Here is a 22,310-nt window from a genome sequence, read left to right as displayed (position 1 = left end):
CGTGGAGCTGGTGTCTTGTGGGGGCCGAGCCCCCACACCCCCGCCGGGGGGCGAGCCCCCGGACCCCCGTCCGTGGTCACTTTGGGTAGGTCGTGTCCATAATGGACTCGTTCATGGCCGGATCCAGAGGTCGCGGCTGCTCGCCAGGACTACCCGGCCGTCCGGCAGGGGGCGCCGCGGCGCTGACCTGGTCTCTGGACAGCCGAGTTCGCCGTGCTGCCAGCCACCTGCGTCGAGTGCTCAAACCACCCGCGCGGGCCAGTGCCACCGCCTTTCGGTCGGGCTCCGGCCGGAACAGCTGGACGACCTCCCGGCATGCGCGGGAATCCTGCCGGCGCGAGGTCACTTTTCGAGCCGCGTCGCCCGTGACAGGAGCCGTGTCAGTTCGGGGTCAGGTTCGTGTCAGGGCGGACCCTCAAAGTTCCTCCCATGACCACTTCGGCGATCACCGCCTCCGGCCTCCGGAAGGCCTACCAAGACAAAGTCGTCCTCGACGGCATCGATCTCGACGTTCCCGCGGGCAGCGTCTTCTCGCTCCTCGGGCCCAACGGGGCCGGGAAGACCACCACCGTCAACATCCTCACCACGCTCGCCCAAGCCGACAGCGGGACCGTCCGCGTCGCCGGGCACGACATCGACTCCGATGCCAAGGCCGTCCGGAAGGCCATCGGGGTCACCGGGCAGTTCGCCGCCGTCGACGAACTGCTCACCGGGCAGGAAAACCTGCAGCTCATGGTCGATCTCAGCCCCGTCAAGAACGGCAAGGGGGTCGTCGCGGATCTGCTCGAACGGTTCGAACTCACCGAGTCCGCGCAGAAGCCCGCCTCCACCTACTCCGGGGGCATGCGGCGGAAGCTCGACCTCGCCATGACCCTCGTCGGGGATCCGCGGATCATCTTCCTCGACGAGCCCACCACCGGCCTCGACCCGCGCAGCCGGCGGACCATGTGGTCCATCGTCAAGGACCTCGTCGCCGACGGGGTCACCATCTTCCTCACCACCCAGTACCTCGACGAAGCCGACCAGCTCGCCGACAAGATCGCCGTGCTCGACCGGGGGCGGCTCGTCGCCCAGGGCACTCCCGATGAGCTCAAGCGGCAGATCCCCGGGACGCACGTGCGCCTGCGGTTCGGCTCCGCCGCCGAACTCGACGCCGCCGCGCGGGTCATTGCCGAATCCACCCGCGACGACGAGTCGCTCAGCCTGCGGGTTCCGGGCGACGGCGGCACGAAGTCGCTGCGCACCCTGCTCGACCGGCTCGACGAGTACGCCATCAGCGCCGAAGAGTTCTCCGTCCACACCCCCGACCTCGACGACGTCTTCCTCGCCCTGACGGGCCACACCACGGAGGTTTCCGCGAAATGAGCGCCCAGACCGTCATGCTGCGCCGCAACTTCAAGCACATCGCCCGGAACCCGACCTCGGTGTTCAACGCGGTCCTGATGCCGATCGTGATCATGCTGATGTTCGTCTACATGCTCGGGGACGCGTTCGACGTCGGCGTGAACTACGTCGACTACGCGACGCCCGGCCTCATGCTGCTGGCCGTCTGCTACGGCCTCGGCGCGACCGCCACGTCCGTGAACTCCGACATGACCAAGGGCATCATCAACCGCTTCAAGGTCATGGACGTCTCGCGCGGCGCGGTGCTGACCGGGCACGTCGTCGCCAGCGTCCTGACGAACCTGGTCGCCATCGCCGCCCTCGTCGGGGTCGCCTTCGCGCTGGGCTTCCGGCCGAACGCGAGCTTCCTCGACTGGCTGGGCGTGCTCGGCGTGATCGTGCTGCTGGCCTTCGCGGCCGGCTGGCTGACCGTCGCGTTGGGACTGTTCGCCAAGTCGCCGGAGACGGCGGGGCTGGCCTCCGTGCCGCTGGTCATGCTGCCGTTCTTCAGCAGCGCGATCGCCCCGGCGGACAAGATGGGCCCGGGCCTGCGGCAGTTCGCCGAGTACCAGCCCTTCACGCCGATCATCGAAACCGTGCGCGGGCTGCTCAACGGCACCCCGTCCACCGGTTACGCGATCACCGCCGTCGCCTGGTGCCTCGGCATCGCCCTCGCCGGCTACTTCTGGGCGCGGTCGACGTTCAAGAAGCGAGCGTGACCTCGGCGAGCTCCCGCCAGTCCGCCCGCGCTCCCTCCGCAGCCGCCTCGGTGAACCCCTCGTCACCGAGGCGGCTTCGCGCGGCCTGCTCGATGCGGGCCAGGTCCGGCCGGGAGCGATCCGGCAGGCCGCGCACGCCGGCGCTCGCCGCCAGCAGCCGCGCGGCCTGCTCGTGTTCTTCTCGCCGCAGCGCCAGGTCCGCGATCCCGACGAGGACCTGCGCGGTCAGGGGCGGGTGGCCCACCTCGGCCGCCGCCGCCAACGCCTCGGCCCGGTGCTCGCGGGCCTCGGCGGGATCTTCGGCGAGGTAGCCGAGCAGGTCGTGGATCACCGCGCGGACCTGGGCCCGCTCGGCCGCCGTGCCCAGCATCGCCGTCGCGACGTCGAGCTGGCGGCGGGCCTGCGCGGGGTCGCCGCTCCAGCGGGCGAGCTCCGCTTTCGACAGGGCCAGCTCGGTCAGCGCCTCCGGCCACGCGACCCGTTCCGCGTACCGCTGCGCCTCCGCGATGGCGGTCGCGCTCGCCTCCTCGTCCCCGGCCAGCCAGTACAGCTGGGCCTGCCGCGCCCGCATCCGCACGACGTCCTCGACGGCGCCGACCTCGGCGACGATCGCGACCGCGGCTTCGTAGTGCCCGGACGCCCCGGCGAAGTCGCCGCGCATGGCCATGAGGTCGGCCAGCTCCGTCTGGGCGAACGAAGTGCCCCACCGCTCGCCGAGCGCGCGGAACTCGGCCAGCGCCGTCTCGATGTACGTCTCCGCGTCCTGGCCGTCCCGGCCGAGCTGGATCCGCATCTTGCCCAGCTGCAACCGCGCCAGCGCGCGGACCCAGGGGTCTTCGTCGGTGATCAGCGGTTCCCACGCGGACGCGAACGCCTCCGACGCCTGCACCATGCGTTCCAGCGCGGCGACGAGCGACACCGCCGGGTGCGGGTGCGGGAGCCGCGCGGCGATCTCGTACACCTGGTGGATCCACTCGGCCGCCTGGTTCTGGTCGCTTTCGCGGCCCGCGGTGAGGAACCCCGTGACGAACGCGTAGACCGTCGCCCGCGTCTCGTCGGCAACTTCGCCCGGGACGGCGGTGGCCGCCATCAGCAGTTCGTTGCCTTCGAACTTGTGCCCGGCGAGCCACCAGTACCAGCCGGCGCCCGCCGCGAGCCGCATCGCGCCGGGCGCGTCGCCCGCGGCCAGCGCACCGCGCATCGCGGCGGCGATGTTGTCGTGCTCGGCGTCGAGGGTGGCCAGCCACTTCAGCTGGTCGGCCCGCCTGAGATGGGGCTCCGCGGTTTCGGCGAGCTCGGTGAAGTGCGCGAGGTGCGCCTGCCGCGCCGAATCGGTGTCGCCCGCTTCGGCGAGCCGCTGCTCGGCGTACTCCTTGATCGTGCCGAGCATCCGGTAGCGCGGCGCTTCGTCGCCTTCGCTGACCACCAGCGACTTCTCGGCCAGCGCGGTCAGGATCTCCTCGGCGGTGTCGGTCCCGCAGACCCGCTCGGCCGCCTCCAGGCTCGCCCCGCCGGCGAACACCGAGAGCCGGCACAGCACGGCGCGTTCGGAGTCGGACAGCAGTTCCCAGCTCCAGTCGATCACCGCGCGCAGCGTGCGGTGCCGCGGCAGCGCGGTGCGGCTGCCCCCGGTCAGCAGGCGGAACCGGTCGTCGAGCCGGTTGGCGAGCTGCTCGAGCGACATCGTGCGCAGCCGGGCCGCGGCGAGCTCGATGGCCAGCGGCATCCCGTCCAGCGCGCGACAGACGCGGGCCAGCGTCGGGGCGTCGGCCACGAAGTCCTTGCGCACCGCGCCGGCCCGGTCGCGCAGCAGCTGGACGGCCGGCGCTTCCTCGATCTTCGCGGGGTCGGCGTCCTCGGCCGGCAGGACGAGCGGGGCGACCGGCCACAACGCCTCGCCGGTGATGCCGAGGGGCTCGCGGCTCGTCGCGAGGATGCGCAACCGGCGGCACTCGCCGAGCACCCGGTGGGCGAAGGCCGCCGCGGACTCGATGACGTGCTCGCAGTTGTCCAGGACCAGCACCAGGTCGCGGTCCTGCAGCGCGGCGATGACGCGGTCGGTGGGTTCGCGTTCCGGCGCGTCGCCGAGCAGGGCGTCGCGCAGCTTGAGCGCGGCGAGCGTCGCCTGGGCGACGTCGCCCTCGGTCGGCGCGAGCTCCACCAGCCAGACGCCGTCCGGCACGTCGCCGAGCAGCGTGCGGGCCGTCTCGGTGGCCAGCCGGGTCTTGCCCGAGCCGCCCGGTCCGACCAGCGTGGTGAGCCGGTGCCCGGTGACGAGCCCGCGGACGGCGACGACGTCGTCGTCCTTGCCGACGTAACTGGTCAGCTCGGCGCGCAGGTTCGTCTTGCGGGGCTCTTCGCGCCGGGTCAGCTCGCCGCGCAGCAGCGCGACGTGCAGTGCGGCCAGCTCCGGCGACGGGTCGACGCCCAGTTCGTCGGCCAGCGTCTCGCGCGTGCGCTCGTAGACGCGCAGGGCCTCGGTGTCCCGGCCGGTCGCGACCAGGCCGCGCATCAACGCGCCGACGAGCCGCTCCCGGGCCGGGTGCGCGGCCACCAGGTCGGTGAGTTCGGTGACGACGCCCTGGCCGAACTCGGTTTCCGCGTCGAACCGGTCCTCGAGGGCGGCCAGCCGGAGTCCTTCGAGCCGGGTGACCGCGGCGTCGAACGCGGCGCTTTCGGTCAGGCCGACGTCCTGCATGGCCGCGCCGCGCCACAAGGCCAGCGCTTCCCGCAGCTGCCGGACGTCGTCGCCGGCCTGGGCGACGAGCCGTTCGAACCGCACGGCGTCGACGGCGTCGGGGTCTACCACCAGCCGGTAGCCGGCCGGGCGGCCCTCGACCGCGCCCTCGGGCAGGACCTTCCGCAGCCGGGAAACCAAGCGCTGCAACGCGTTCGCGGCGTCGGCCGGCGGCTGCTCGCCCCAGATCCAGTCGACGAGCGTCGCCTTCGGGACCACCCGTCCCGGCTCCAGCGCGAGGGCGATCAGCAGTCCGCGCAGGCGGGCGCCCGGGACGTCGGCGACGACGCCGTCGTCCGCGCGGACTTCGAAGGACCCCAGTAACCCGATGTGCACCCGGCCGATCATGCCACGCGCGGCGGTGGTGGCCGGTCCGTGTCAGCGCCGTGTCAGGCCCGGCGGCGATGGTGGTCGGCACAACCACCACGAAAGGACCTCCGATGAGCGACATCCCGCAGGGGCTGCCGATGGAGCGCGACGCGGGCCCCTTCGACCCGCCCCGCGAGATCACCCGGCTGCGCTCGGTGCGACCGGTCAGCCCGATGGTCTTCCCGGACGGGCACGAGGGCTGGCTCGTCACCGGCTACGAAGCGGTGCGCCAGATGATGGCCGACACGCGGTTCAGCTCGCGGCTGGACCTCGACGTCGTCCACGTGCCGTACGAGACGCCCGGCATGCCCGTCGCGACCAAGCCGTCCCCGCAGCTGCCGGGCATGTTCATCGCGATGGACCCGCCGGACCACGGCCGGCTGCGCAAGCGCCTGACCGGCGCGTTCACCGTCAAGCGGATGAACCAGCTGGAGGAGCGCGTCGCCGAGGTCGTCGAGCAGCAGCTGGACCACCTTTCGCGCTTGGCTCCGCCGGTCGACCTGGTGGCGGAGTTCGCGCTGCCGGTGCCGTCGCTGGTGATCTGCGAACTGCTCGGCGTCCCGTACGAGGACCGCGGCGACTTCCAGGCGAACTCGGCGCAGTTCATGGTCCGCGACCAGGCGCTCGAGGAGAAGATGGGCGCGTACCTCGCGCTGAACACGTATCTGTCCGAATTGGTCACCCGGAAGCGTTCTGCGCCGACGGAAGACATCCTGTCCGACCTGGCCCGGCACGAGGACCTGACGATCGAGGAGCTGACGGGGGCCGCGTTCCTGCTGCTGATCGCCGGCCACGAGACGACGGCCAACATGCTGTCCCTGGGGACGTTCGCGCTGCTGGAGCACCCGGCTGAGCTCGCTTCGCTGCGAGAGGAGCCTTCGCTGCTGCCCGGGGCGGTGGAGGAGTTGCTGCGGTACCTGTCGGTGGCCGACATCTTCTTCCGCTACGCGACGGAGGACCTTTCGCTTGGGGGTGAAACGATCCTGAAGGGCTCGACAGTGGTCGTGTCGCTGCTGGCCGCCAACCGGGACCCTTCGCGGTTCTCCGATCCGGATGCCTTGGACTTCCGGCGCAACGCCCGGGGGTTGCTGTCCTTCGGGCACGGGGTCCACCAGTGTCTCGGGCAGCAGCTGGCGCGGATCGAGATGCGGGCCGGGTTCGAGGGGTTGCTCCGGCGGTTCCCGACCTTGCGGCTCGCCGTGGCGGCGGACGAGGTGAAGCTGCGGACCGACATGAACATCTACGGGGTGCACGAGCTGCCGGTCACCTGGTGACCCCGCGGCGGGCGCGCATCCACAGGACGACGTCCAGGCATCTCAGCAGGCTGATGTCGTCGATGCCGCCCGCCTCCTTCCGCAGCTCCTCCAGTGCCCGCACCCTCGTCCCGTCCGTGGCGAACCAGCTCCACAGGCAGCGCCACGGGCTGGCCGGGGCCTTGAGGATCGTGCGGACCTGGCTGTCGTACGCCGGGGTCAGGTGGGGGCGCTTGCGGGCCAGCAGCTTGGACGCCGTCACCGGGCGGTGGTTGCCGCCGCACTGCCTGAACAGCTCCCACAGGCGGTACGCCGGCGCCCCCTCCTCGTACGTCGACCACGGGGCCTCGTGCATCGGGACGTCCGGGGGGATCTGCTCCAGCAGTTCCCGGATCCGGAGCGCGTACGTCATCGTCGCGTCGATGGCCACGTTCGCCAGGCTGGTGATGCTCAGGAAGTTGAGCGCCAGGACGTCCGCTTCGGTCACCGTGTTGGCGACCGACGGCTCGTCGCCGCCGCCGGCGTAGCGCTCGAACCAGCGGCCCGTGCAGCCGTCGAAGTAGTACCTCAAGGCCGTCAACGACTCGTCGCGGTGTTCGCCGCGGACGCATTCGTCCAAGAGGCCGTGTTGGTCGGCGTAGTCGGGCATGGCGGGCTCCCCTCATCGCCGAATGAGGGTCGCGCCCGTCCGATCTACCGTTACGGCAGGGTTTTCAGCCAGTTTCCCACCACGCCGAAGTAGCGCGGCGCGGTCGGGGCGTAGTTGATCGCGTGGCCGTAGCCGTCGAGGATGTACGTCTGCAGGTTCGACGTCCCGAAGAACGGCGCTTCGGACGCCCGCAGGGCCGCGGGTGACGAGCAGTCGCTGCCCAGCAGCCCGCAGAAGTTCGGGTCGTCGCCGACCACCAGCAGGACCGGGGCCGTGATCTGGCGCGACGCCGGGATGACCACCGTCGTCAACGTCAGGCTGTCCACCGCCTCGGTCGCCGCGAAAACGTCCTTTGTGGACTCGTCGTAGGCGAGCGCGGCGTCGTCGATCGGCCCCGGGGTGTGAAACGCCGCGTAGCGGGTGCCCGGGTCGGTCGTCAGGTAGCCCGCGTCGCGGCCCGGCGTCGCCGGGTCCAGCGGGGCCGGGTGCATCTGCGCCAGCGTGGGGATCACCGAGACCAGGTTCATCCGGTGCGTCATCCCGGTGACGAGCACGCCGTCGACGTCGCGGTAGCGGCCGGCCTCGATCATCGCCATCGCCGAGCCGATCGAGTGGCCGCCGATCACCACCTTCGCGAACCGCGGACGCACCGCCTGGACCACCTGGTGCGCCGCCGTCGCCTGGACCGACGCGCTCAGCAGCGTGCTCAGCGGCTTCGAGCTCTGCCCGGTGCCGAGGCGGTCGAGCGCGAGCGTCGCGATCCCCGCGTTGTTCGTCGCCAGCCGGAACGACCGGATCTCCGGCGTGTAGCCGATGTCCCAATAGGACGCGTTGTACGTGCCGCCGGGGACGAGGACCACCACCGTCTTCGCCCCGGGCGGAGCGCACAGGCGGCCGTGCATCGTCTGCGGCAGGAGGGCCACCGTGACCGGGACGTACAGGTCTTCGCACGTCGTCGCGTAAGCCGGGGCGGGCACGCACAGCGTGGCCGCGAACAGCACGAAGACAGCGCAAATTCGGCGTAGCACGGGGAAAGTCCTCCTACTGGTGACGGGGGACAGCCGTCATCGGCAGGCTGTCCGGGTAGGCGGCGGAGGTGAACTTGACGCGCACCGGCCGGCCCGGGAGCGGGACCAGCCGCCAGCGCGCGGCCACCGTGGCCACCGTGATGACGATTTCGTTCTGGGCGAAGCGGTTCCCGATGCACTGCCGGTTGCCGGCGCCGAACGGGATGAACGCGCCCTTGGGCAGCCGCGCCGCCCGCTCCGGCTCCCAGCGGCCGGGGTCGAACCGGTCCGGGTCGGGGAACGACGCGGGGTCGTGGTGCAGGGCGTGCGGGCTGACGATCACCTCGGCGCCCGCCGGGATCCGCGTGCCGCCGAGGTCGACCTCTTCCAGCGTCCGGCGCATCAGCATCCACAGCGGGTAGCAGCGCAGGACCTCGTCGACCACCTGCCGGACGTAGGTCAGCCGCGGCAGGTCGTCGACGGTGACCGGACGCCCGCCCAGCACCTCGTCGACCTCGGCGTGCACCCGGGCTTCCACGTCCGCGTGCCGGCCGAGCTCGTGGAACGTCCACGCCAGCGCGAGCGCGGTCGTCTCGATGCCGGCGGTGAGGAGCGTGAGCACCTCGTCGCGGGCCTGCTCGTCGGTCATGCCGGCCAGCAGGAGCGTCGACAGCAGGTCGCCGTGGTCCACGCTTTCGGTGCGCCAGTCGCGGATCACGTCGACGACGATTCCCCGCATCCGCTCGATCGCTTCGTCGAACCGCCGGTTGCCGGGCACCGGCAGGTTTTCGACGAACTTCGGCGACAACGCGCGAATCATCCCCTGCTGGATGATCAGGTAAATGGACCGCCGCGCTTCGTCGACCGCCTGTTTCCCGATTTCCGTGTGGAACAAGGCTTCGCCGACGATCGTCACCGCGAGTCCTTGCAGGTCTTCGTCGAGCGGACGCACTTCGCCGGGCCGCCACGAGTCGCCCAGCTCGGTCGCCGCGCGCCGCATGGTTTCGGCGTACGCGGCCAAGCGGTCGCGGTGGAACGCCGGCTGCATCAGCCGTCGCTGCCGGCGGTGGAAGTCACCGTTCGAAAGCACCAAGCCATTTCCGACGAACGGCTTGAACTTGTCGAACATGACGCCCTTGCGGAACTTCGGGCCCGCCGTGACCAGCACTTCGTGGGCCAGCCGCGGGCTGGTGACGAAGTAGGCGGGCATCGGGCCGAGGTGGAGTTTGACGATTTCTCCGTGTTCGTGCAGGGAATCGGTGAACGCGAAGCGTCGCCGCAGCAGTGCCGGAGTGTGCCCGAGAAAAGGCCACCGGCCCGGGGCTTCCGGGGCGGTCATGCGGACTCCTCGTTACGCCATTGTGTGGATTTCCCAAGGAGACGGCCTACGGTAGGCGCGTCCGGCCGAACGGGACAGTGCCCGATCGGGTGGTGTGCCCTCACGCGGATGGCGCAGTCACCGGCCGTTCGGGAATCGCTAAGCTCTTTCCGGTCCGACGCGGCTGAGAAGGTGTTTCTCGTGACACGATCACCGGAATGGGTTCCACCGGGTGTCGATATCTCCGTGCCCAGCATCGCCCGCACTTACGACTTCATGCTCGGCGGCGGGCACAACTTCGCCGTCGATCGCGCGGTCGGCGAGCAGATCGAACACGCGATGCCCGGTTTGCGCGACGCGGCGCGCGTGAACCGCGCGTTTCTCGGGCGCGCGGTGCGGTTCATGACGGCCCGCGGGATCCGCCAGTTCCTCGACATCGGTTCCGGGATCCCGACGGTGGCGAACGTCCACGAGGTCGCGCAGGAGCAGGACCCGGAGTGCCGCGTGGTGTACGTCGACCGCGATCCGGTGGCGGTCGCGCACAGCGAACTCATCCTGGCGGGCAACGACCGCGCGGCGATCGTGCAGGCCGACATGCGGGATCCGGAGAAGATCCTCGAGTCGCCGCAGGTGCGCGGGCTGCTCGAGCTCGAAAAGCCGGTCGGGCTGCTGATGCTGTTGATGTTGCACTGGGTCCCGGACGAATCCGGGCCGCTCGACCTCGTGGGGCGGTACGGTTCGGCGCTGGCGCCGGGCAGTTTTCTCGCGCTGACCCACGTCACCGGCGACCACCAGGGCGAAAACCTCGAAGAAGCGACGGACGTGATCAAAGAAAGCCGCAGTCCCGATCAGGTGACCCTGCGAACGCACAGCCAGGTGGCCGAACTTTTCGCCGGTTTCGAAATCGTCGAACCGGGGCTCGTCGGCTGCGGCGAATGGCGGCCGTCGGGCCCGGCGGACATCTCCGCGGCGGCCGAGATGAACATGCTGGTCTATGCCGGAATCGGCCGAAAGAGCTGAACGGGCGCCGCACATGCCGATGATCGAAGAACGACCGGAACTGCCGGCGGGGCCGGACCCGGAACGCGCGCGGACCGTGCTCGCCCGGAAATGGGCTTACCTGCTCAGCGGCGTCACCGTCGTTTCGCTGAGCCGTGAGCTCCTCGACGAGGAACTGCGCGGAATGCTTGACACGCTGGTCGAATCCCTCCGGGGCACGTCCGCGGACACCGCGCCCGCCGAGCGGATCGGCACGCGGCTGGTGGGGCTCGGGTACGTCGGCGAGCCCGGATTGCGGTGCACGCTCGACGTCCTCGGGAAGGGGTTGCCGTCGCTGCCGGAACTGCGGCCGGCGGAGTCCTTCACCGAGCGGATCGTGGTGGCGCTGGGCGCGCTCTCGTGCGGGTTCCTGCTCGCGCACGAGCGAAGCGTGCTGGACCAGCAGGAGATCATGCACCTGTCGCTGCTCAAGGCGGTGCGGGACGCGCAGTGGAACCTGAAGCAGAGCGAGGCGCGGTTCGACGAGGTCGTGACGTCGTCCGCGAGCGGTATCGCGCTGGTCGCCCTGGACGGCCGGATCGTGCGCGCGAACGCCGCGCTCGCCGAGATGCTCGGCCACGCGGCGGGCGAGCTGACCGGGACGCAGCTGGCCGACCACGTGCACCCCGAGAGCGTCGAGGTCCTGCGCGAGGCGATGACGGAGCTGGTCGGCGGCGGCAAGGAGCGGATCCGGCAGTCCCAGCGGCTGCTGCGCAAGGACGGCGACGTCGCCCGCATCTCGCTCACCGCGTCGCTGCTGCGTGACGCCGAAGACCGGCCCGGCCACTTCGTCGTCGTGGTCGAGGACGGCACCGAACTGATGCTGCTGCAGGGCGAGCTGAGCCGCCAGGCCCTGCACGACGTGCTGACCGGGCTGCCGAACCGCCAGTACTTCGGCACCCACCTCGAGGCGGCGCTGCGGCGCGCCGACCCGGAGTTCGGCGTCACGCTGTTCCACGTCGACCTCGACGCGTTCGGCATGGTCTGCAACAGCCTCGGCCGCCGCGTCGGCGAGCAGCTGCTGGTGCACTTCGCCCAGCGGCTGAAGTCCGTGATGGCGCGGGAAAAGGCGATGATCGCGCGGTTCCACGCCGACGAGTTCGGCATCCTGGTCGAGAACTCCGCGACGACCCCGGACATCGCCGCGATCGTCCGCGCGATCAACGACGAGCTCGCCGAGCCGTTCTTCGTCGACGGCCACGGGCTCGCGCTGTCGGCCAGCGCGGGCGTGGTCCACCGGCCCGCCAAGAGCATCGACCCGGCGGAGCTGCTGCGCGCGGCCGACCAGACGCTGCGGCGCGCCAAGGTGCGGCGGCGCGGGCAGTGGAAGATGTTCGACCGCGACGCCGACGCCGAAGACCGGCGAACGCAGGCGCTGGCCGTGGGCATGGCCGGCGCTTGGGAGAACGGCGAGATCGGCGTGCGCTACCGGCCGCTCGCGCGCCTGGCGGACGGCGAGGTCGCCGGGTACGAGGCTTGCCTGCACTGGGACCGGCCGGGCGGCCCGGCTCTGCCGCATGAACGCTGCGCCGAGCTCGCCGAGTCGACCGGGCTGGTGCTGCCGCTCGGGGACTGGCTGCTGCGCGCGGCGGCCCGGCAGGGCGAGTGGTGGCGCCGCCGCACGGGTTCCCGGCTGCCGGTGGTCGCCCGGCTGACCGGCCACCAGATGTCGGACGAAGCGCTCGGCACGCGCGTGACGCGGTTGCTTTCGGACACCGCCCTGCCGCCGGAGCAGCTGATGCTCGGCGTCCCGGTCGGTGCCCTGAAGGTGCCCGGGGTGCTCGAGAACGTCACCGCGCTGGCCGCGCTCGGCGTCTGCGTCATGCTCGACGAGTTCGGGCTCGGCCCGGACGATCTGCGCGCGGTCGAGGACCTGCCGGTCGGCATCGTCCGCGTCGACCGCCGGCTCGCGGAGTGGCAGGCGTGGTCGGATTCGACGTTCCTGAGCGCGCTGGTCCCGCTGGTCCGCCAGGTCGGCGCGACGCTGGTCGTCGACGGGATCCACAGCGAGGACCAGGCGAACTGGTGGCGCACGGCCGGCGCGGAGCTGGGGACGGGCGACTACTTCGGGGTGGCGAGGGCACCGGGGGAGCTGGCCTTCGTTTGAGCGGGCCGCCGCGTCAGGCCGACCGCGATGAGCACGACGACCATGCCGCCGAGCACGCGCGGCGACAGCGGTTCGCCGAGGAAGAGCGCGCCCAGGGCGATCGAGACGACCGGGAGCAGGTAGCCGACCGTCGCCGCCGCCGTAGGGCCTTCGTCGGTCAGGACCCGGTAGTTGAGGTAGAAGGTGATGCCGGTCCCGAACACGCCGAGGATCGTCACCGCCACGATCGCGGTCAGGTTCAGGTGCGGAGCCGTCGTGGACACCGGCAGCGCCAACGCGGTCAACGCGGTCGCGGTCGTCAGCTGGGCGGCCGAGACCGCGAGCGGCGCCCCGCCGGGCGGCAGTTTCCGTGCCATGTAAGCGAACGCGATCGCGTAGCTGAGGCCGGCGCCGAGCAACGCCAGGGCGCCGGTGCTCAGCAGCCCCGACTGCTCCCAGGGCGCGAAGATCACCAGCACGCCGGCGAACCCGAGGCCCAGCCCCAGCAGCCGCACCGGGCCGAGGCGGCGGTCGGTGCCGAGCAGGACGCCGATCAGCAGCGACCACAACGGCGTCGTCGCGTTCATGACGCCCGCGACACCGGAGTCGACGGTGCGTTCCCCGATGCCGAAGAGCGCGAAGGGCAAGGCGTTGCAGAAGAACGCGGCGACGACCAGCCGGCCCCACGTCCGCCGGTCACGCGGAAGCCGCTGGCCGGCCGCGACGGCGAGGACCAGCAGCGTCAGCGCGCCGAGGGCGCAGCGGATCAGGGTGAGGTGGACGGGGCTCAGCCCGGTCAGGGCCAGCTTGATCCAGAGGAACCCCGAGCCCCACAACAGGGCCAGGACGGCTATGCGCATCACGTGATCCACGGTGCCGAAGCGGAACCGTCAGGACAAGTGAAGAGTTCTGGTGTGATCTTTAAGGTTTGCTACATCGGCGACGGGCCGGTCAGCGCAAGGCCTTGTGCCGGCGGGTGAGGGCCGAGGGGTCGAGGTTGGCGCGCGTGCCGGCGTCGTGGCCGTCGAGGTAGCCGCTGCCCGACAACCGACGGGGCGCGGCTGAGCGGAGGTCGCCGTACTCGGCGTCGAACGCGTGCTGCACCATCTGCGCGCGGTCGCGGACGACCAGCTCGGCCGACTTCGCGCCCGGCGCCGCCGTGCGGACCGCTTCCTGTTCGGCCTCCGACAGCCGCTCGTGCACCGCGCGGGCGAAGCCGTGCAGCCAGGTGCGCCGGTACGCGGCGAGCGACTCGCCGGGGAAGAAACCGTCCGGGCGGACGCGCGTCAGCTGCGTGCTCGCCTGCAGCAGCAGGCTCGTGAACAGCAATTCGACGCGGCCGAGGTCGGACCGGTAGCCGAAGACCGTGACGCTGTCGACCTTCTGGCCGAACCGGTGCAGCAGCGTCCGGCAGCGCAGCGGGTAGGCGACCGAAGTCAGCAGGCTCGCCTTGTCGCGGCTGTAGGGGTCGTTCATCGGGATCTTCAGCGTGCCGATGTCGTCGGAGGCCGCCCCGGACGCGGCGAGCATCGCCTGGTCGATCCCGTACCGCGCGACCAGCTCGGCGGCCTTCTTGTTGTAGGCCTCGGCTTCCGCCTCGGTGACCGCCGGGTCCTCGGCCTTGGCCAGCAGCTTCCGGATGCGCTCGAGCTGCGGGTCTGACTCGGTCATGGAGGCGAGGGTATTCGATCAGGTGTTCGGGCGCGCGCACCGGGGTGCAGCGTGTCGCGGCTAACCCAGGTACGCGTCCAGCGTGACGGCCAGCGCCGACTCCGGGGAGGGCGCGAAGCTCGCCCCCGCCAGGCCGCCCCACAGCCACAACTGCGCCAGCCCGTGCAGCGCCGCCCACAGCGATGCCGCCACGAGCCGCAAGTCGGCGCCCGAGCGGGCGATCGGCGTCGGGACCGCGGCCACCAGCACCGCGAACGTGTCGAACACCGCGCTCGCCGCGGCCGAAAGTGCCGGGTCCTCCGCGTCGACCAGATCGCGGCGGAACATCAGCTCGAACATCGCCGGGTTCGTCAGCGCGAAGTCCAGGTAGCTGTGGCACGCGGCCGTCAACCGCTCTCGTGGGGTGTTGCCCGGCAGCGTGTCCCGGCGGGCGAGCAAGTCGGCGTACCCGCGCGTCGCCACGGCCGACAGCAGCTCGGCGCGGCCGGAGAAGTGCCGCAGTGGCGCACCGTGCGAGACGCCCGCCGCCTTGGCGATCCCGCGCAGCGTCACCGCGTCGACGCCGCCGTCCACCAGCAGCTCGGAGGCCGTGTCGATCAGGCGTTGCCGGGTGCCCATGCCTCGTCCCGGGTCATGGGGAGCAGGTCCGGGCGCTTCGGGAAGAAGCCGTCGCCCGGCTGGCGGCCGATCATCCGGTTGCGCGTGCGCGACACCGCGACCGGCAGGACCTCGCGCAGCAGCCAGTGCACGTCGGCGCGCCAGCCGCCCGCCGCCGCGACGCCGGGCAGCGGTTCGAGCCACGTGGGGTCGTGGCTGACGCCGAGCAGGCCGAGGACGTACGCCGCGAGCCGGCGGTGACCGTGCGCGGACAGGTGCAGCCGGTCGGCGCCGAAGTACCGCGAATCCGTGACGGCCTGGTCGGGCCACAGGTCGATCAGCAGCGCGCCGTAGCTGACGGCCGCCTCGCGGATGGCCTCGTTGAGCGCGACGATCCGCGGCCGCATCCGGCTCCCCAGCGGCATCCGGTGCGAGACGTCGCTGAGGGTGAACGTCACGACGACGGGCGAGATCTCCGTGCACGCGCGGACGGCGGCGTCGACCCGCCGGGCGACGGTCCGCGCGTCCCAGCCGCGGCTCATGACGTCGTTGCCGCCGCCGAAGAGGGCGACGAGGTCGGGCGCCAGCCGCGTCGCCGCGGGGACCTGCTCCGGGACGATCTGGTCGAGCCGCCGGCCGCGGACCGCCAGGTTGGCGTAGCGGAAGTGCGGCTCGTCCTGGGCGAGGCGGGCGGCCACGAAGTCCGCCCAGCCCCGATAGGCGCGCTGGTCCGGGTACGGGTCGTCGAGTCCTTCGGCGCAGCTGTCGCCGAGGACGACGAAACGGTGGTAGTTCATTCCGATCTCCGTAACCCGTGGTTCACCTTGTGGACACTGTCTATCAAACTTTTGTAGACGGTGTCTACTTCGGTCGTCACAACCAGGGGCCCCGCTTCGTCGAGCCGGTATGACACTCGAAACGGAAGTCACCCGGCACCTCGGCAAGATCGTCGACGGGCTCCGGGCCAAGGACCTCGACGCGCTGCGGCCCCTCTACGCCCCGGACGTCGTGTCTTTCGACGTCGAACCGCCGCTGCAGCACGTCGGGATCGACGCGAAGCTGAAGAACTGGGCGAAGGTGTTCACCCTCTTCGACGAGGTGGACTACGAGCTGCGCGACCTCGTCGTCACCGGGGAAGGGGGCCTGGCCGTCGGGCACGGCTTCGGCCGCGTCAGCGGGACGCTGCCCGGCGGGACGCCCGTCGAGGGCATGTGGGTGCGGGGCACGTTCGTCCTCCGCAAGACCGGCGACGGCTGGGTGATCGTCCACGACCAGGCGTCGGTGCCGTTCGACTTCGCCACCGGCAAGGGCGTGACCGATCTCCGGCCGTGACGCTCAGGCGAGCCGGGCGCGGTGGGCCGAGACGGCGGCCCGCCGCGGGTCGGCCGCCGGCAGCGTCCGCAGCAGGGCGTCGAGCACCGCGAAGTCGTCGACGCCGCAGGCGGTCTCCCAGAACGACCACAGCACGCCCGGGTCGCCGCTGTTCAGCGCCACCTGACGCACCTGGGCCGTGAGCGTCTCGCGCTCCTCGCGGATCGCGGGTGCCTCCGACTCCGGCAGCAGCGGCCCGCGGAAGAGGCGCAGGACGTCGGCCGGCGAGCCGGTGCGCAGGCGCGTCCTGGCCGTGACGAAGTCCGCGTCGACGTCGGCCGCCAGGCGGTACGGGCGCGTCTGCACCACCGAGGCGCCCAGCTGCGAACGCAGGCGGTGGATCTCGGCGCGGACCGTCACCGGGTTGCCGGTCTCGCCGTACAGCTGCAGGGCCAGCCGCTCCGCCGAGAGCCCGTTGGGGTGCGACGCCAGCAACGTCAGGATTTCCGCGTGCCGCAACGTCAACGGGACTTCCCGGCCGTCCACAGTGGTCACGTGCGGGCCGTCCGACAGGTACTCCAGCCGCAGCCGGGACCGCTGGCCACCGCCGCCACCGGAAGCGAGCCGCAGCAGGTAACCCTCTTCGAGGGGCTCGACCGTGGCGAGCCGCCCGTCGGGCAGGGCGACCGTCCCGCCGCCGCGCCGGACGTCCACTGTGGACGGCAGCAGGCACGACTGGGCGGCCAGCACCCGGCCGCCGGCGGACAGCAGCGCGCCGGGGCGGCCGCGCAGGGCCTCCAGGTGCGGCATGTTGACGCGCCGCAGGCGTTCGTCGCGGATCGCGAGCTGGGCGCGCAGCTGGCCCTCGGCGAGCTGGGCCGTGGCCGTGACCAGCGAGATCATCGCCGGGTGGACCGTGCGCAGTGGCCCGCTGACGTCGATCGAGCCGAGCAGGACGCCGGTTTCGGGGTCGCGCACGGGCGCCGCCGCGCACGTCCACGTGTGGTAGCGCCGGACCAGGTGCTCGGCCGAGTGGATCTGCACGGGTTCGCCGGTCGCCAGGGCCGTGCCCATGGCGTTGGTGCCGATCGCCGCTTCGCTCCACCGCGTGCCCTCGGTGAGCCCGACGCGGTCGCCGCGCAGCAGCTGGCCCGCCGCGCCTTCGCGCCACAGGATCAGGCCTTCGGCGTCGGTCACGATCATCACGTGCTCGGCGTCGTCGGCGATGCTCACCAGCATCTGCCGCAGCACCGGCAGCACCGGGGCCAGTGGGTGGGCTTCACGCAGGGCGGCCAGCACGTCCGCGTCGTAGACGAACGGCGCTTCACCCTCGTCCGGGTCGACCTGCGCGGCGAGCGAGCGGTTCCAGGAGGCGGACACCACGGAGCGTGGCGAACGCGGGCCCGGCACGCCGGCCAGCACCGCCTCGCGGACGTGCTCCAGCAGCCGCGCGTAGGACTCGGGGTCCCGCAGCATCTCCGGTTCGGGCGCCTCTGCCACGTTCACCAGCGTAGATAGCCCGCACACCGTGGTGCAACGCGCTTGCAACGTTGCCGGACCTACGTTCGCGGCACTCCGTCACTCCGAGCAACGAGGCAGGGAAGATGGTCCAGTACGCCGCACCGAACACCGAAGGCAGCGTCGTCAGCTACGAGTCGCGCTACGACCACTACATTGGCGGCGAGTACGTACCGCCCGCGAGCGGCCAGTACTTCGAAAACCCGACGCCCGTCACCGGCAAGACCTTCTGCGAGATCGCCCGGGGTAACGCCGAGGACGTCGAGAAGGCCCTCGACGCGGCCCACGGCGCCGCACCGGCGTGGGGCCGGACCTCACCCGAAGCGCGCGCCAACATCCTGCTGAAGATCGCCGACCGGATGGAGCAGAACCTCGAGGCGATCGCGGTCGCCGAGGCCTGGGAGAACGGCAAGGCCGTCCGCGAGACGCTCGCCGCCGACATCCCGCTGGCCATCGACCACTTCCGCTACTTCGCCGGCGCCCTGCGCGCCCAGGAGGGCGGCATCTCGCAGGTCGACGAGAACACCGTCGCCTACCACTTCCACGAGCCGCTCGGCGTGGTCGCGCAGATCATCCCGTGGAACTTCCCGATCCTGATGGCGGTCTGGAAGCTCGCCCCGGCGCTGGCCGCGGGCAACGCGATCGTGCTCAAGCCGGCCGAGCAGACGCCGGCGTCGATCCACCTGCTGTTCTCGATCATCGGCGACCTGATCCCGCCGGGCGTGGTCAACATCGTCAACGGCTTCGGCGTCGAGGCGGGCAAGCCGCTGGCGTCCAGCAACCGCGTCCGCAAGGTCGCCTTCACCGGCGAGACGACGACCGGCCGGCTGATCCTGCAGTACGCCAGCGAAAACATCATCCCGGTGACCGTCGAGCTGGGCGGCAAGAGCCCGAACATCTTCTTCGACGACGTCGCTTCGCAGAACGACGACTTCTACAACAAGGCGCAGGAAGGCTTCGCGCTCTTCGCCCTCAACCAGGGCGAGGTCTGCACCTGCCCGTCGCGGGCGCTGATCCAGTCCGGCATCTACGACAGGTTCCTCGGCGACGGCGTCGAGCGCGTCCGCAAGATCAAGCAGGGCCACCCGCTCGACACCGAGACGATGATCGGCGCGCAGGCGTCCAACGACCAGCTCGAGAAGATCCTGTCCTACATCGACATCGGCAAGCAGGAAGGCGCCGAGATCCTCACCGGCGGCGTGCGGTCCGACCTCGGCGGCGAGCTGTCCGGCGGCTACTACGTCGAGCCGACCGTGTTCGCCGGCGACAACAAGATGCGGATCTTCCAGGAGGAGATCTTCGGCCCGGTCGTGTCGGTGGCGAAGTTCGACGACTACGCCGACGCCATCAAGATCGCCAACGACACGCTCTACGGCCTCGGCGCGGGCGTCTGGTCGCGCGACGGCAACACCGCCTACCGCGCCGGGCGCGACATCCAGGCGGGCCGCGTCTGGGTGAACAACTACCACGCCTACCCGGCGCACGCGGCCTTCGGCGGCTACAAGGCCTCCGGCATCGGCCGCGAGAACCACAAGATGATGCTGGACCACTACCAGCAGACGAAGAACATGCTCGTCTCCTACTCCGACCAGGCGCTCGGGTTCTTCTGATGACGCGGCGCGTAGACCTGACACCGGCTGCCGCGGACCTCCTGCGGCAGCTGGTGTCGCTCCACGGGCCGGTGATGTTCCACCAGTCCGGCGGGTGCTGCGACGGCAGCGCCCCGATGTGCTACCCGGCCGGGGAGTTTCGCACCGGCGTCTCGGACGTCCGGCTGGGCGACCTGGAAGTCGAGGGCATCGAGGACGTGCCGGTGTGGATGTCGGGGCCGCAGTTCGAGTACTGGAAGCACACGCACCTGACGATCGACGTCGTGCCGGGTCGCGGGAGCGGGTTTTCCCTGGAGGCGCCCGAAGGTGTGCGTTTCCTGATCCGCTCCCGCCTCCTCACCGACGAAGAGTCGGCGGCGCTGAACCGATAGCAGCGAACAACGCCGTGGCGAGCACCAGTCCTTCCCGGGCGATCGAGGAGAGCAGGTGCTCGTCCGGCGCGTGCTGCCGGCAGCCGGGGTAGGAGTGCGGCAGCCAGAGCGTCGCCAGCCCGAGGACGTCGGTGAAGACGTGGTTGGGCAGGCCGCCACCGAAGCTGGGCAGCAGGGCGACGGGCTTCTCGGCCACGGCGTCGAGGGCCTGTCGCGCCCAGCTCACCCACGGATCTTCGACCGGCGTGCGGCTGGCGCGGAAACTCGCCTCCGTGGTCACCCCGATCATCGGAAACCCCTGCGCGGCAAGGTGTTCCCGGACCGTCGCGGTGACGTCGCCGACGTCGGTGCCCGCGACGTACCGCAAGTGCAGCACCGCGCGGGCGCGGCCGGGGATGGCGTTGACCGGGCGGTCGGCGTTCCCGGCGTCGAGGGCCAGCACCTCCAGGGTGTTCCAGCCGTAGAGCCGCTCGGCGGGGCTCAGCCGCTGATCGCCCCAGCCCTCGTCCGGTGCGTCGACGACGACGTCGGCCAGCGCTTCGCGGACGGACTCCGGCAGCTCCGGCGGCAGCAGCGCGGGCACCTGGATGCGGCCGTGGCCGTCGACGAGGCTCGCGATCGCCGCGGCCAGCGTCGTGGCCGGGTTGCGCAGGATGCCGCCCCAGTTGCCGGAGTGGGCGCCGTCCGGGCGCAGGTCGACGTCCAGGTCGATCCGGATTCCGCCGCGGGCGCCGAGGAACAATGTCGGCGTCGCCGCGTCGAGGCGCGGGCCGTCGGAGGCGATCAGGACGTCGGCTTCCAGGAGTTCCTTTTCCTGCGCGGCGAACGCGTCGAGGCCCGGTGAGCCGATCTCCTCGCCGGTCTCGAAGAGGAACTTCAGGTTGAAGCCGAGGGCGCCGCGCGCTTCGAGGAGCAGCCGCAACGCCGTCAGGTTGATCAGGTGCTGGCCCTTGTTGTCGGCGGTGCCGCGGCCGTACCAGCGGTCGCCGTCCGCGGTCAGCGTCCACGGGTCCAGCCCGTCGCGCCACCGCCCGGCTTCCCCGACGACGTCGGCGTGGCCGTAGCAGAGCAGCGTCGGGAGGTCATCTCCCTCCGTGCGGACTCCGACCAGGAACGGCCCGCCGGCCGGGTCCGGGTTGGCGTGCTGCGTGACTTCGCAGCCGAGGCCGGTCAACGCGGGGGTCAGGACTTCGCCGAGGTAGGCCTGGATCGCTTCCCGGCCTTCGGGCGCGTCGCTCACCGTGGGGTAGGAGACGAGCCGGGCGAGTTCGGTGAAGTACGCGCCGGAGTCGACGTGGGCGCGGGCCTGGTCGAGCAGTTCCATGGCCGCCAGCCTAAAGGGCGAAAACTATACGAACGGTCGTGCTATCTTCGTGGGTATGAACGTCGACAGCGTCTACGTGGGGGAACCGAGCGTCCTGGGGTACCGGCGCGAACTGCCGGTGCTCAGCGGGATCACGAAGGCGCTGGTCACGGCGCCGGAGCTGAAGCTGTCCGAGCTGAACCTCGACGGCGACCGGCAGGCGGACCTGACCGTGCACGGCGGCCCCGACAAGGCGGTCTACGTCTACCCGGCCGAGCACTACGCGACCTGGCGCGAGGACGGCTTCGAGGTTTCGACGGCCGACTTCGGCGAGAACGTCTCGCTGTCCGGGCTCACCGAGGACGACGTGCGGATCGGGGACGTCTGGGCCTGGGGTGACGCGCTCGTGCAGGTCTCGCAGCCGCGGTCGCCGTGCTACAAGCTCGCGATGAAGACCGGCCGCAAGGACATCACCCCGGCGATGATCGACTCCGGGCGCAGCGGCTGGTACCTGCGGGTGCTGCGGCCGGGTGTCGTGCCGACGTCCGGCGCGCTCGAGCTCGTCGAACGCGCGGACGGGCCGACGGTCGCCGAGGTGTACGTGATCACCTTCGCGAACTACGGGCAGCTGGCGGAGGAGCACGTCGAGGCGGCGCTGGACTTCGCCGACCGCGTGCTGGCGACGCCGGCACTGGCGGTGCAGTGGAGCGCCGGCGTCCAGTCCACTGTGGACCGCTGGCGGGCGCGGCGTGCCGGCTGACGGCCGCCTCGCCCGCGGGGCCGCGACCCGGCGCGTGGTGCTGCGCCGCGCGGTGGACGTCGCTTCGGTCGACGGCCTGGAGGGGCTGTCCCTCGGCCGGCTCGCCACCGAACTGGAGCTGAGCAAGAGCGGCGTGTTCGCCTTGTTCGGGTCCAAGGAAGAGCTGCAGCTCGCGACGATCGAGGCGGCTTTCACCATTTTCGAGTCGCACGTCGTGACGCCTTCCCTGGACCTGCCCCCGGGCCTGCCGCGGCTGCGGGCGATCTGCGAGAACTGGCTGGACTACTCGGAAAACCGCGTCTTCCCGGGCGGGTGTTTCTTCTTCAACGTCGGCGCCGAGTTCGACGCGCGTCCCGGCCGGGTCCACGACGCGGTGGCGGCGGCGAGCGGCTCGTTCGCCGCGTTCATCCGGGAAACAGCTCTCGAAGCGGTTGCCCTGGGGCAGGTGGACGCGGATCCGGAGGTGCTGGCGTTCGAACTGCACGCACTGGGGAGGGCGGCCAACGCCGACGCGGTGCTGAATGGTGGCCCGGCGCCCTACGCCCTGGCCAGACGAGCGATCAACGCCCGCCTGGCCCCAAAGCCGTGAATGGCACATTGAGGGACTTAG

At 71.3% G+C, this 22,310-nt stretch carries 20 protein-coding genes; 10 read left to right on the top strand and 10 right to left on the bottom strand.

From position 1 onward, the window contains the following. Nucleotides 1-429 precede the first annotated feature (429 nt). On the top strand, nucleotides 430-1,365 hold the full coding sequence (locus tag BLV96_RS17055; protein WP_086678725.1) for an ATP-binding cassette domain-containing protein: 936 nt from the start codon (nucleotides 430-432) through the stop codon (nucleotides 1,363-1,365). After that, a complete protein-coding gene (locus tag BLV96_RS17050; RefSeq protein ID WP_086678726.1) occupies nucleotides 1,362-2,102 on the top strand; it encodes an ABC transporter permease in 741 nt (246 codons plus the stop codon). Before BLV96_RS17055 ends, BLV96_RS17050 begins: the two co-directional genes overlap by 4 nt. Here BLV96_RS17050 and BLV96_RS17045 read toward each other — a convergent pair. Further along, nucleotides 2,086-5,175 carry an AfsR/SARP family transcriptional regulator gene (locus BLV96_RS17045; RefSeq protein ID WP_086678746.1) on the bottom strand — a complete coding sequence of 1,030 codons (3,090 nt, stop codon included), beginning with the start codon at nucleotides 5,173-5,175 and terminating at the stop codon, nucleotides 2,086-2,088. The two genes, BLV96_RS17050 and BLV96_RS17045, sit on opposite strands and share 17 nt — an antisense overlap. Before the next feature lie 104 nt (nucleotides 5,176-5,279). Between BLV96_RS17045 and BLV96_RS17040 the strand changes: the two genes are divergently transcribed. Then, nucleotides 5,280-6,482, top strand: coding sequence for a cytochrome P450 (locus BLV96_RS17040; protein ID WP_086678727.1), 1,203 nt, complete (start codon nucleotides 5,280-5,282; stop codon nucleotides 6,480-6,482). Here the strand turns inward: BLV96_RS17040 and BLV96_RS17035 are convergent. From BLV96_RS17035 to BLV96_RS17025, 3 genes are all read right to left on the bottom strand, one after another. Further along, nucleotides 6,472-7,110: a DUF6308 family protein gene (locus BLV96_RS17035; protein ID WP_086678728.1), complete on the bottom strand. Its 639-nt coding sequence runs from the start codon at nucleotides 7,108-7,110 to the stop codon at nucleotides 6,472-6,474. The genes BLV96_RS17040 and BLV96_RS17035 overlap by 11 nt on opposite strands. A gap of 50 nt (nucleotides 7,111-7,160) precedes the next feature. Continuing rightward, on the bottom strand, nucleotides 7,161-8,033 hold the full coding sequence (locus tag BLV96_RS17030) for an alpha/beta hydrolase (RefSeq protein WP_425266182.1): 873 nt from the start codon (nucleotides 8,031-8,033) through the stop codon (nucleotides 7,161-7,163). A 118-nt stretch (nucleotides 8,034-8,151) separates the two neighbouring features. Next, nucleotides 8,152-9,456, bottom strand: coding sequence for a cytochrome P450 (locus tag BLV96_RS17025; RefSeq protein ID WP_086678730.1), 1,305 nt, complete (start codon nucleotides 9,454-9,456; stop codon nucleotides 8,152-8,154). 180 nt (nucleotides 9,457-9,636) lie between these two features. On the opposite strand from BLV96_RS17025, the gene BLV96_RS17020 reads away from it, so the two are divergent. Together BLV96_RS17020 and BLV96_RS17015 are read left to right on the top strand one after the other, a co-directional pair. Continuing rightward, nucleotides 9,637-10,455: an SAM-dependent methyltransferase gene (locus BLV96_RS17020; RefSeq protein WP_167379634.1), complete on the top strand. Its 819-nt coding sequence runs from the start codon at nucleotides 9,637-9,639 to the stop codon at nucleotides 10,453-10,455. 13 nt (nucleotides 10,456-10,468) lie between these two features. Continuing rightward, the gene (locus BLV96_RS17015; RefSeq protein WP_086678732.1) at nucleotides 10,469-12,580 is read left to right on the top strand and encodes a putative bifunctional diguanylate cyclase/phosphodiesterase; all 2,112 of its coding nucleotides are present in this window, start codon (nucleotides 10,469-10,471) and stop codon (nucleotides 12,578-12,580) included. On the opposite strand, the gene BLV96_RS17010 is transcribed toward BLV96_RS17015, so the two are convergent. The 4 genes from BLV96_RS17010 to BLV96_RS16995 form a co-directional block, all read right to left on the bottom strand. After that, nucleotides 12,535-13,419, bottom strand: a complete 885-nt coding sequence (locus BLV96_RS17010; RefSeq protein ID WP_086678733.1) for a DMT family transporter — start codon at nucleotides 13,417-13,419, stop codon at nucleotides 12,535-12,537. The two genes, BLV96_RS17015 and BLV96_RS17010, sit on opposite strands and share 46 nt — an antisense overlap. A 91-nt stretch (nucleotides 13,420-13,510) precedes the next feature. Next, nucleotides 13,511-14,230: a DUF2786 domain-containing protein gene (locus tag BLV96_RS17005; RefSeq protein WP_086678734.1), complete on the bottom strand. Its 720-nt coding sequence runs from the start codon at nucleotides 14,228-14,230 to the stop codon at nucleotides 13,511-13,513. A 60-nt stretch (nucleotides 14,231-14,290) separates the two neighbouring features. Then, nucleotides 14,291-14,848, bottom strand: a complete 558-nt coding sequence (locus BLV96_RS17000) for a TetR/AcrR family transcriptional regulator (protein ID WP_086678735.1) — start codon at nucleotides 14,846-14,848, stop codon at nucleotides 14,291-14,293. Continuing rightward, complete coding sequence (locus tag BLV96_RS16995) at nucleotides 14,827-15,624, bottom strand: SGNH/GDSL hydrolase family protein (protein ID WP_086678736.1); 798 nt, start codon at nucleotides 15,622-15,624, stop codon at nucleotides 14,827-14,829. The genes BLV96_RS17000 and BLV96_RS16995 overlap by 22 nt, the downstream gene beginning before the upstream one ends. 109 nt (nucleotides 15,625-15,733) lie before the next feature. Between BLV96_RS16995 and BLV96_RS16990 the strand changes: the two genes are divergently transcribed. Then, nucleotides 15,734-16,159, top strand: a complete 426-nt coding sequence (locus tag BLV96_RS16990) for a YybH family protein (protein ID WP_086678737.1) — start codon at nucleotides 15,734-15,736, stop codon at nucleotides 16,157-16,159. Between the two features lie 3 nt (nucleotides 16,160-16,162). Here BLV96_RS16990 and BLV96_RS16985 read toward each other — a convergent pair whose 3' ends face one another. Next, nucleotides 16,163-17,638, bottom strand: coding sequence for a helix-turn-helix domain-containing protein (locus tag BLV96_RS16985; RefSeq protein WP_425266180.1), 1,476 nt, complete (start codon nucleotides 17,636-17,638; stop codon nucleotides 16,163-16,165). Nucleotides 17,639-17,742: 104 nt separating this feature from the next. On the opposite strand from BLV96_RS16985, the gene exaC reads away from it, so the two are divergent. Further along, nucleotides 17,743-19,266: an acetaldehyde dehydrogenase ExaC gene (exaC, locus tag BLV96_RS16980; protein WP_086678739.1), complete on the top strand. Its 1,524-nt coding sequence runs from the start codon at nucleotides 17,743-17,745 to the stop codon at nucleotides 19,264-19,266. After that, nucleotides 19,266-19,637: a DUF779 domain-containing protein gene (locus tag BLV96_RS16975; RefSeq protein ID WP_086678740.1), complete on the top strand. Its 372-nt coding sequence runs from the start codon at nucleotides 19,266-19,268 to the stop codon at nucleotides 19,635-19,637. The genes exaC and BLV96_RS16975 overlap by 1 nt, the downstream gene beginning before the upstream one ends. Here the strand turns inward: BLV96_RS16975 and BLV96_RS16970 are convergent. Next, a complete protein-coding gene (locus BLV96_RS16970; protein WP_086678741.1) occupies nucleotides 19,603-20,961 on the bottom strand; it encodes a M20 family metallopeptidase in 1,359 nt (452 codons plus the stop codon). The two genes, BLV96_RS16975 and BLV96_RS16970, sit on opposite strands and share 35 nt — an antisense overlap. A 55-nt stretch (nucleotides 20,962-21,016) precedes the next feature. Between BLV96_RS16970 and BLV96_RS16965 the strand changes: the two genes are divergently transcribed. After that, entirely contained in the window at nucleotides 21,017-21,700 is a 684-nt protein-coding gene (locus BLV96_RS16965; RefSeq protein WP_086678742.1) for an MOSC domain-containing protein, read from the top strand. After that, a complete protein-coding gene (locus BLV96_RS16960) occupies nucleotides 21,690-22,289 on the top strand; it encodes a TetR/AcrR family transcriptional regulator (protein ID WP_086678743.1) in 600 nt (199 codons plus the stop codon). The genes BLV96_RS16965 and BLV96_RS16960 overlap by 11 nt, the downstream gene beginning before the upstream one ends. Nucleotides 22,290-22,310 lie beyond the last annotated feature (21 nt).

The organism is Amycolatopsis pretoriensis, assembly GCF_900107925.1.
Lineage (GTDB): Bacteria > Actinomycetota > Actinomycetes > Mycobacteriales > Pseudonocardiaceae > Amycolatopsis > Amycolatopsis pretoriensis.
The sequence above is the reverse complement of the archived record's forward strand: the minus strand, read 5'-3'. Positions and strand labels throughout refer to the sequence as shown.

Coding starts and splice junctions, on each gene's coding strand:
- BLV96_RS17040 (WP_086678727.1), top strand. CDS start 5,280: ATGAGCGACATCCCGCAGGGGCTGCCGATGGAGCGCGACGCGGGCCCC.
- BLV96_RS16995 (WP_086678736.1), bottom strand. CDS start 15,624: ATGAACTACCACCGTTTCGTCGTCCTCGGCGACAGCTGCGCCGAAGGA.
- BLV96_RS17005 (WP_086678734.1), bottom strand. CDS start 14,230: ATGACCGAGTCAGACCCGCAGCTCGAGCGCATCCGGAAGCTGCTGGCC.
- BLV96_RS16970 (WP_086678741.1), bottom strand. CDS start 20,961: ATGGAACTGCTCGACCAGGCCCGCGCCCACGTCGACTCCGGCGCGTAC.
- BLV96_RS17015 (WP_086678732.1), top strand. CDS start 10,469: ATGCCGATGATCGAAGAACGACCGGAACTGCCGGCGGGGCCGGACCCG.
- BLV96_RS17055 (WP_086678725.1), top strand. CDS start 430: ATGACCACTTCGGCGATCACCGCCTCCGGCCTCCGGAAGGCCTACCAA.
- BLV96_RS17050 (WP_086678726.1), top strand. CDS start 1,362: ATGAGCGCCCAGACCGTCATGCTGCGCCGCAACTTCAAGCACATCGCC.
- BLV96_RS16975 (WP_086678740.1), top strand. CDS start 19,266: ATGACGCGGCGCGTAGACCTGACACCGGCTGCCGCGGACCTCCTGCGG.
- BLV96_RS17010 (WP_086678733.1), bottom strand. CDS start 13,419: ATGCGCATAGCCGTCCTGGCCCTGTTGTGGGGCTCGGGGTTCCTCTGG.
- BLV96_RS17035 (WP_086678728.1), bottom strand. CDS start 7,110: ATGCCCGACTACGCCGACCAACACGGCCTCTTGGACGAATGCGTCCGC.
- BLV96_RS16990 (WP_086678737.1), top strand. CDS start 15,734: ATGACACTCGAAACGGAAGTCACCCGGCACCTCGGCAAGATCGTCGAC.
- exaC (WP_086678739.1), top strand. CDS start 17,743: ATGGTCCAGTACGCCGCACCGAACACCGAAGGCAGCGTCGTCAGCTAC.
- BLV96_RS17000 (WP_086678735.1), bottom strand. CDS start 14,848: ATGGGCACCCGGCAACGCCTGATCGACACGGCCTCCGAGCTGCTGGTG.
- BLV96_RS17025 (WP_086678730.1), bottom strand. CDS start 9,456: ATGACCGCCCCGGAAGCCCCGGGCCGGTGGCCTTTTCTCGGGCACACT.
- BLV96_RS16965 (WP_086678742.1), top strand. CDS start 21,017: ATGAACGTCGACAGCGTCTACGTGGGGGAACCGAGCGTCCTGGGGTAC.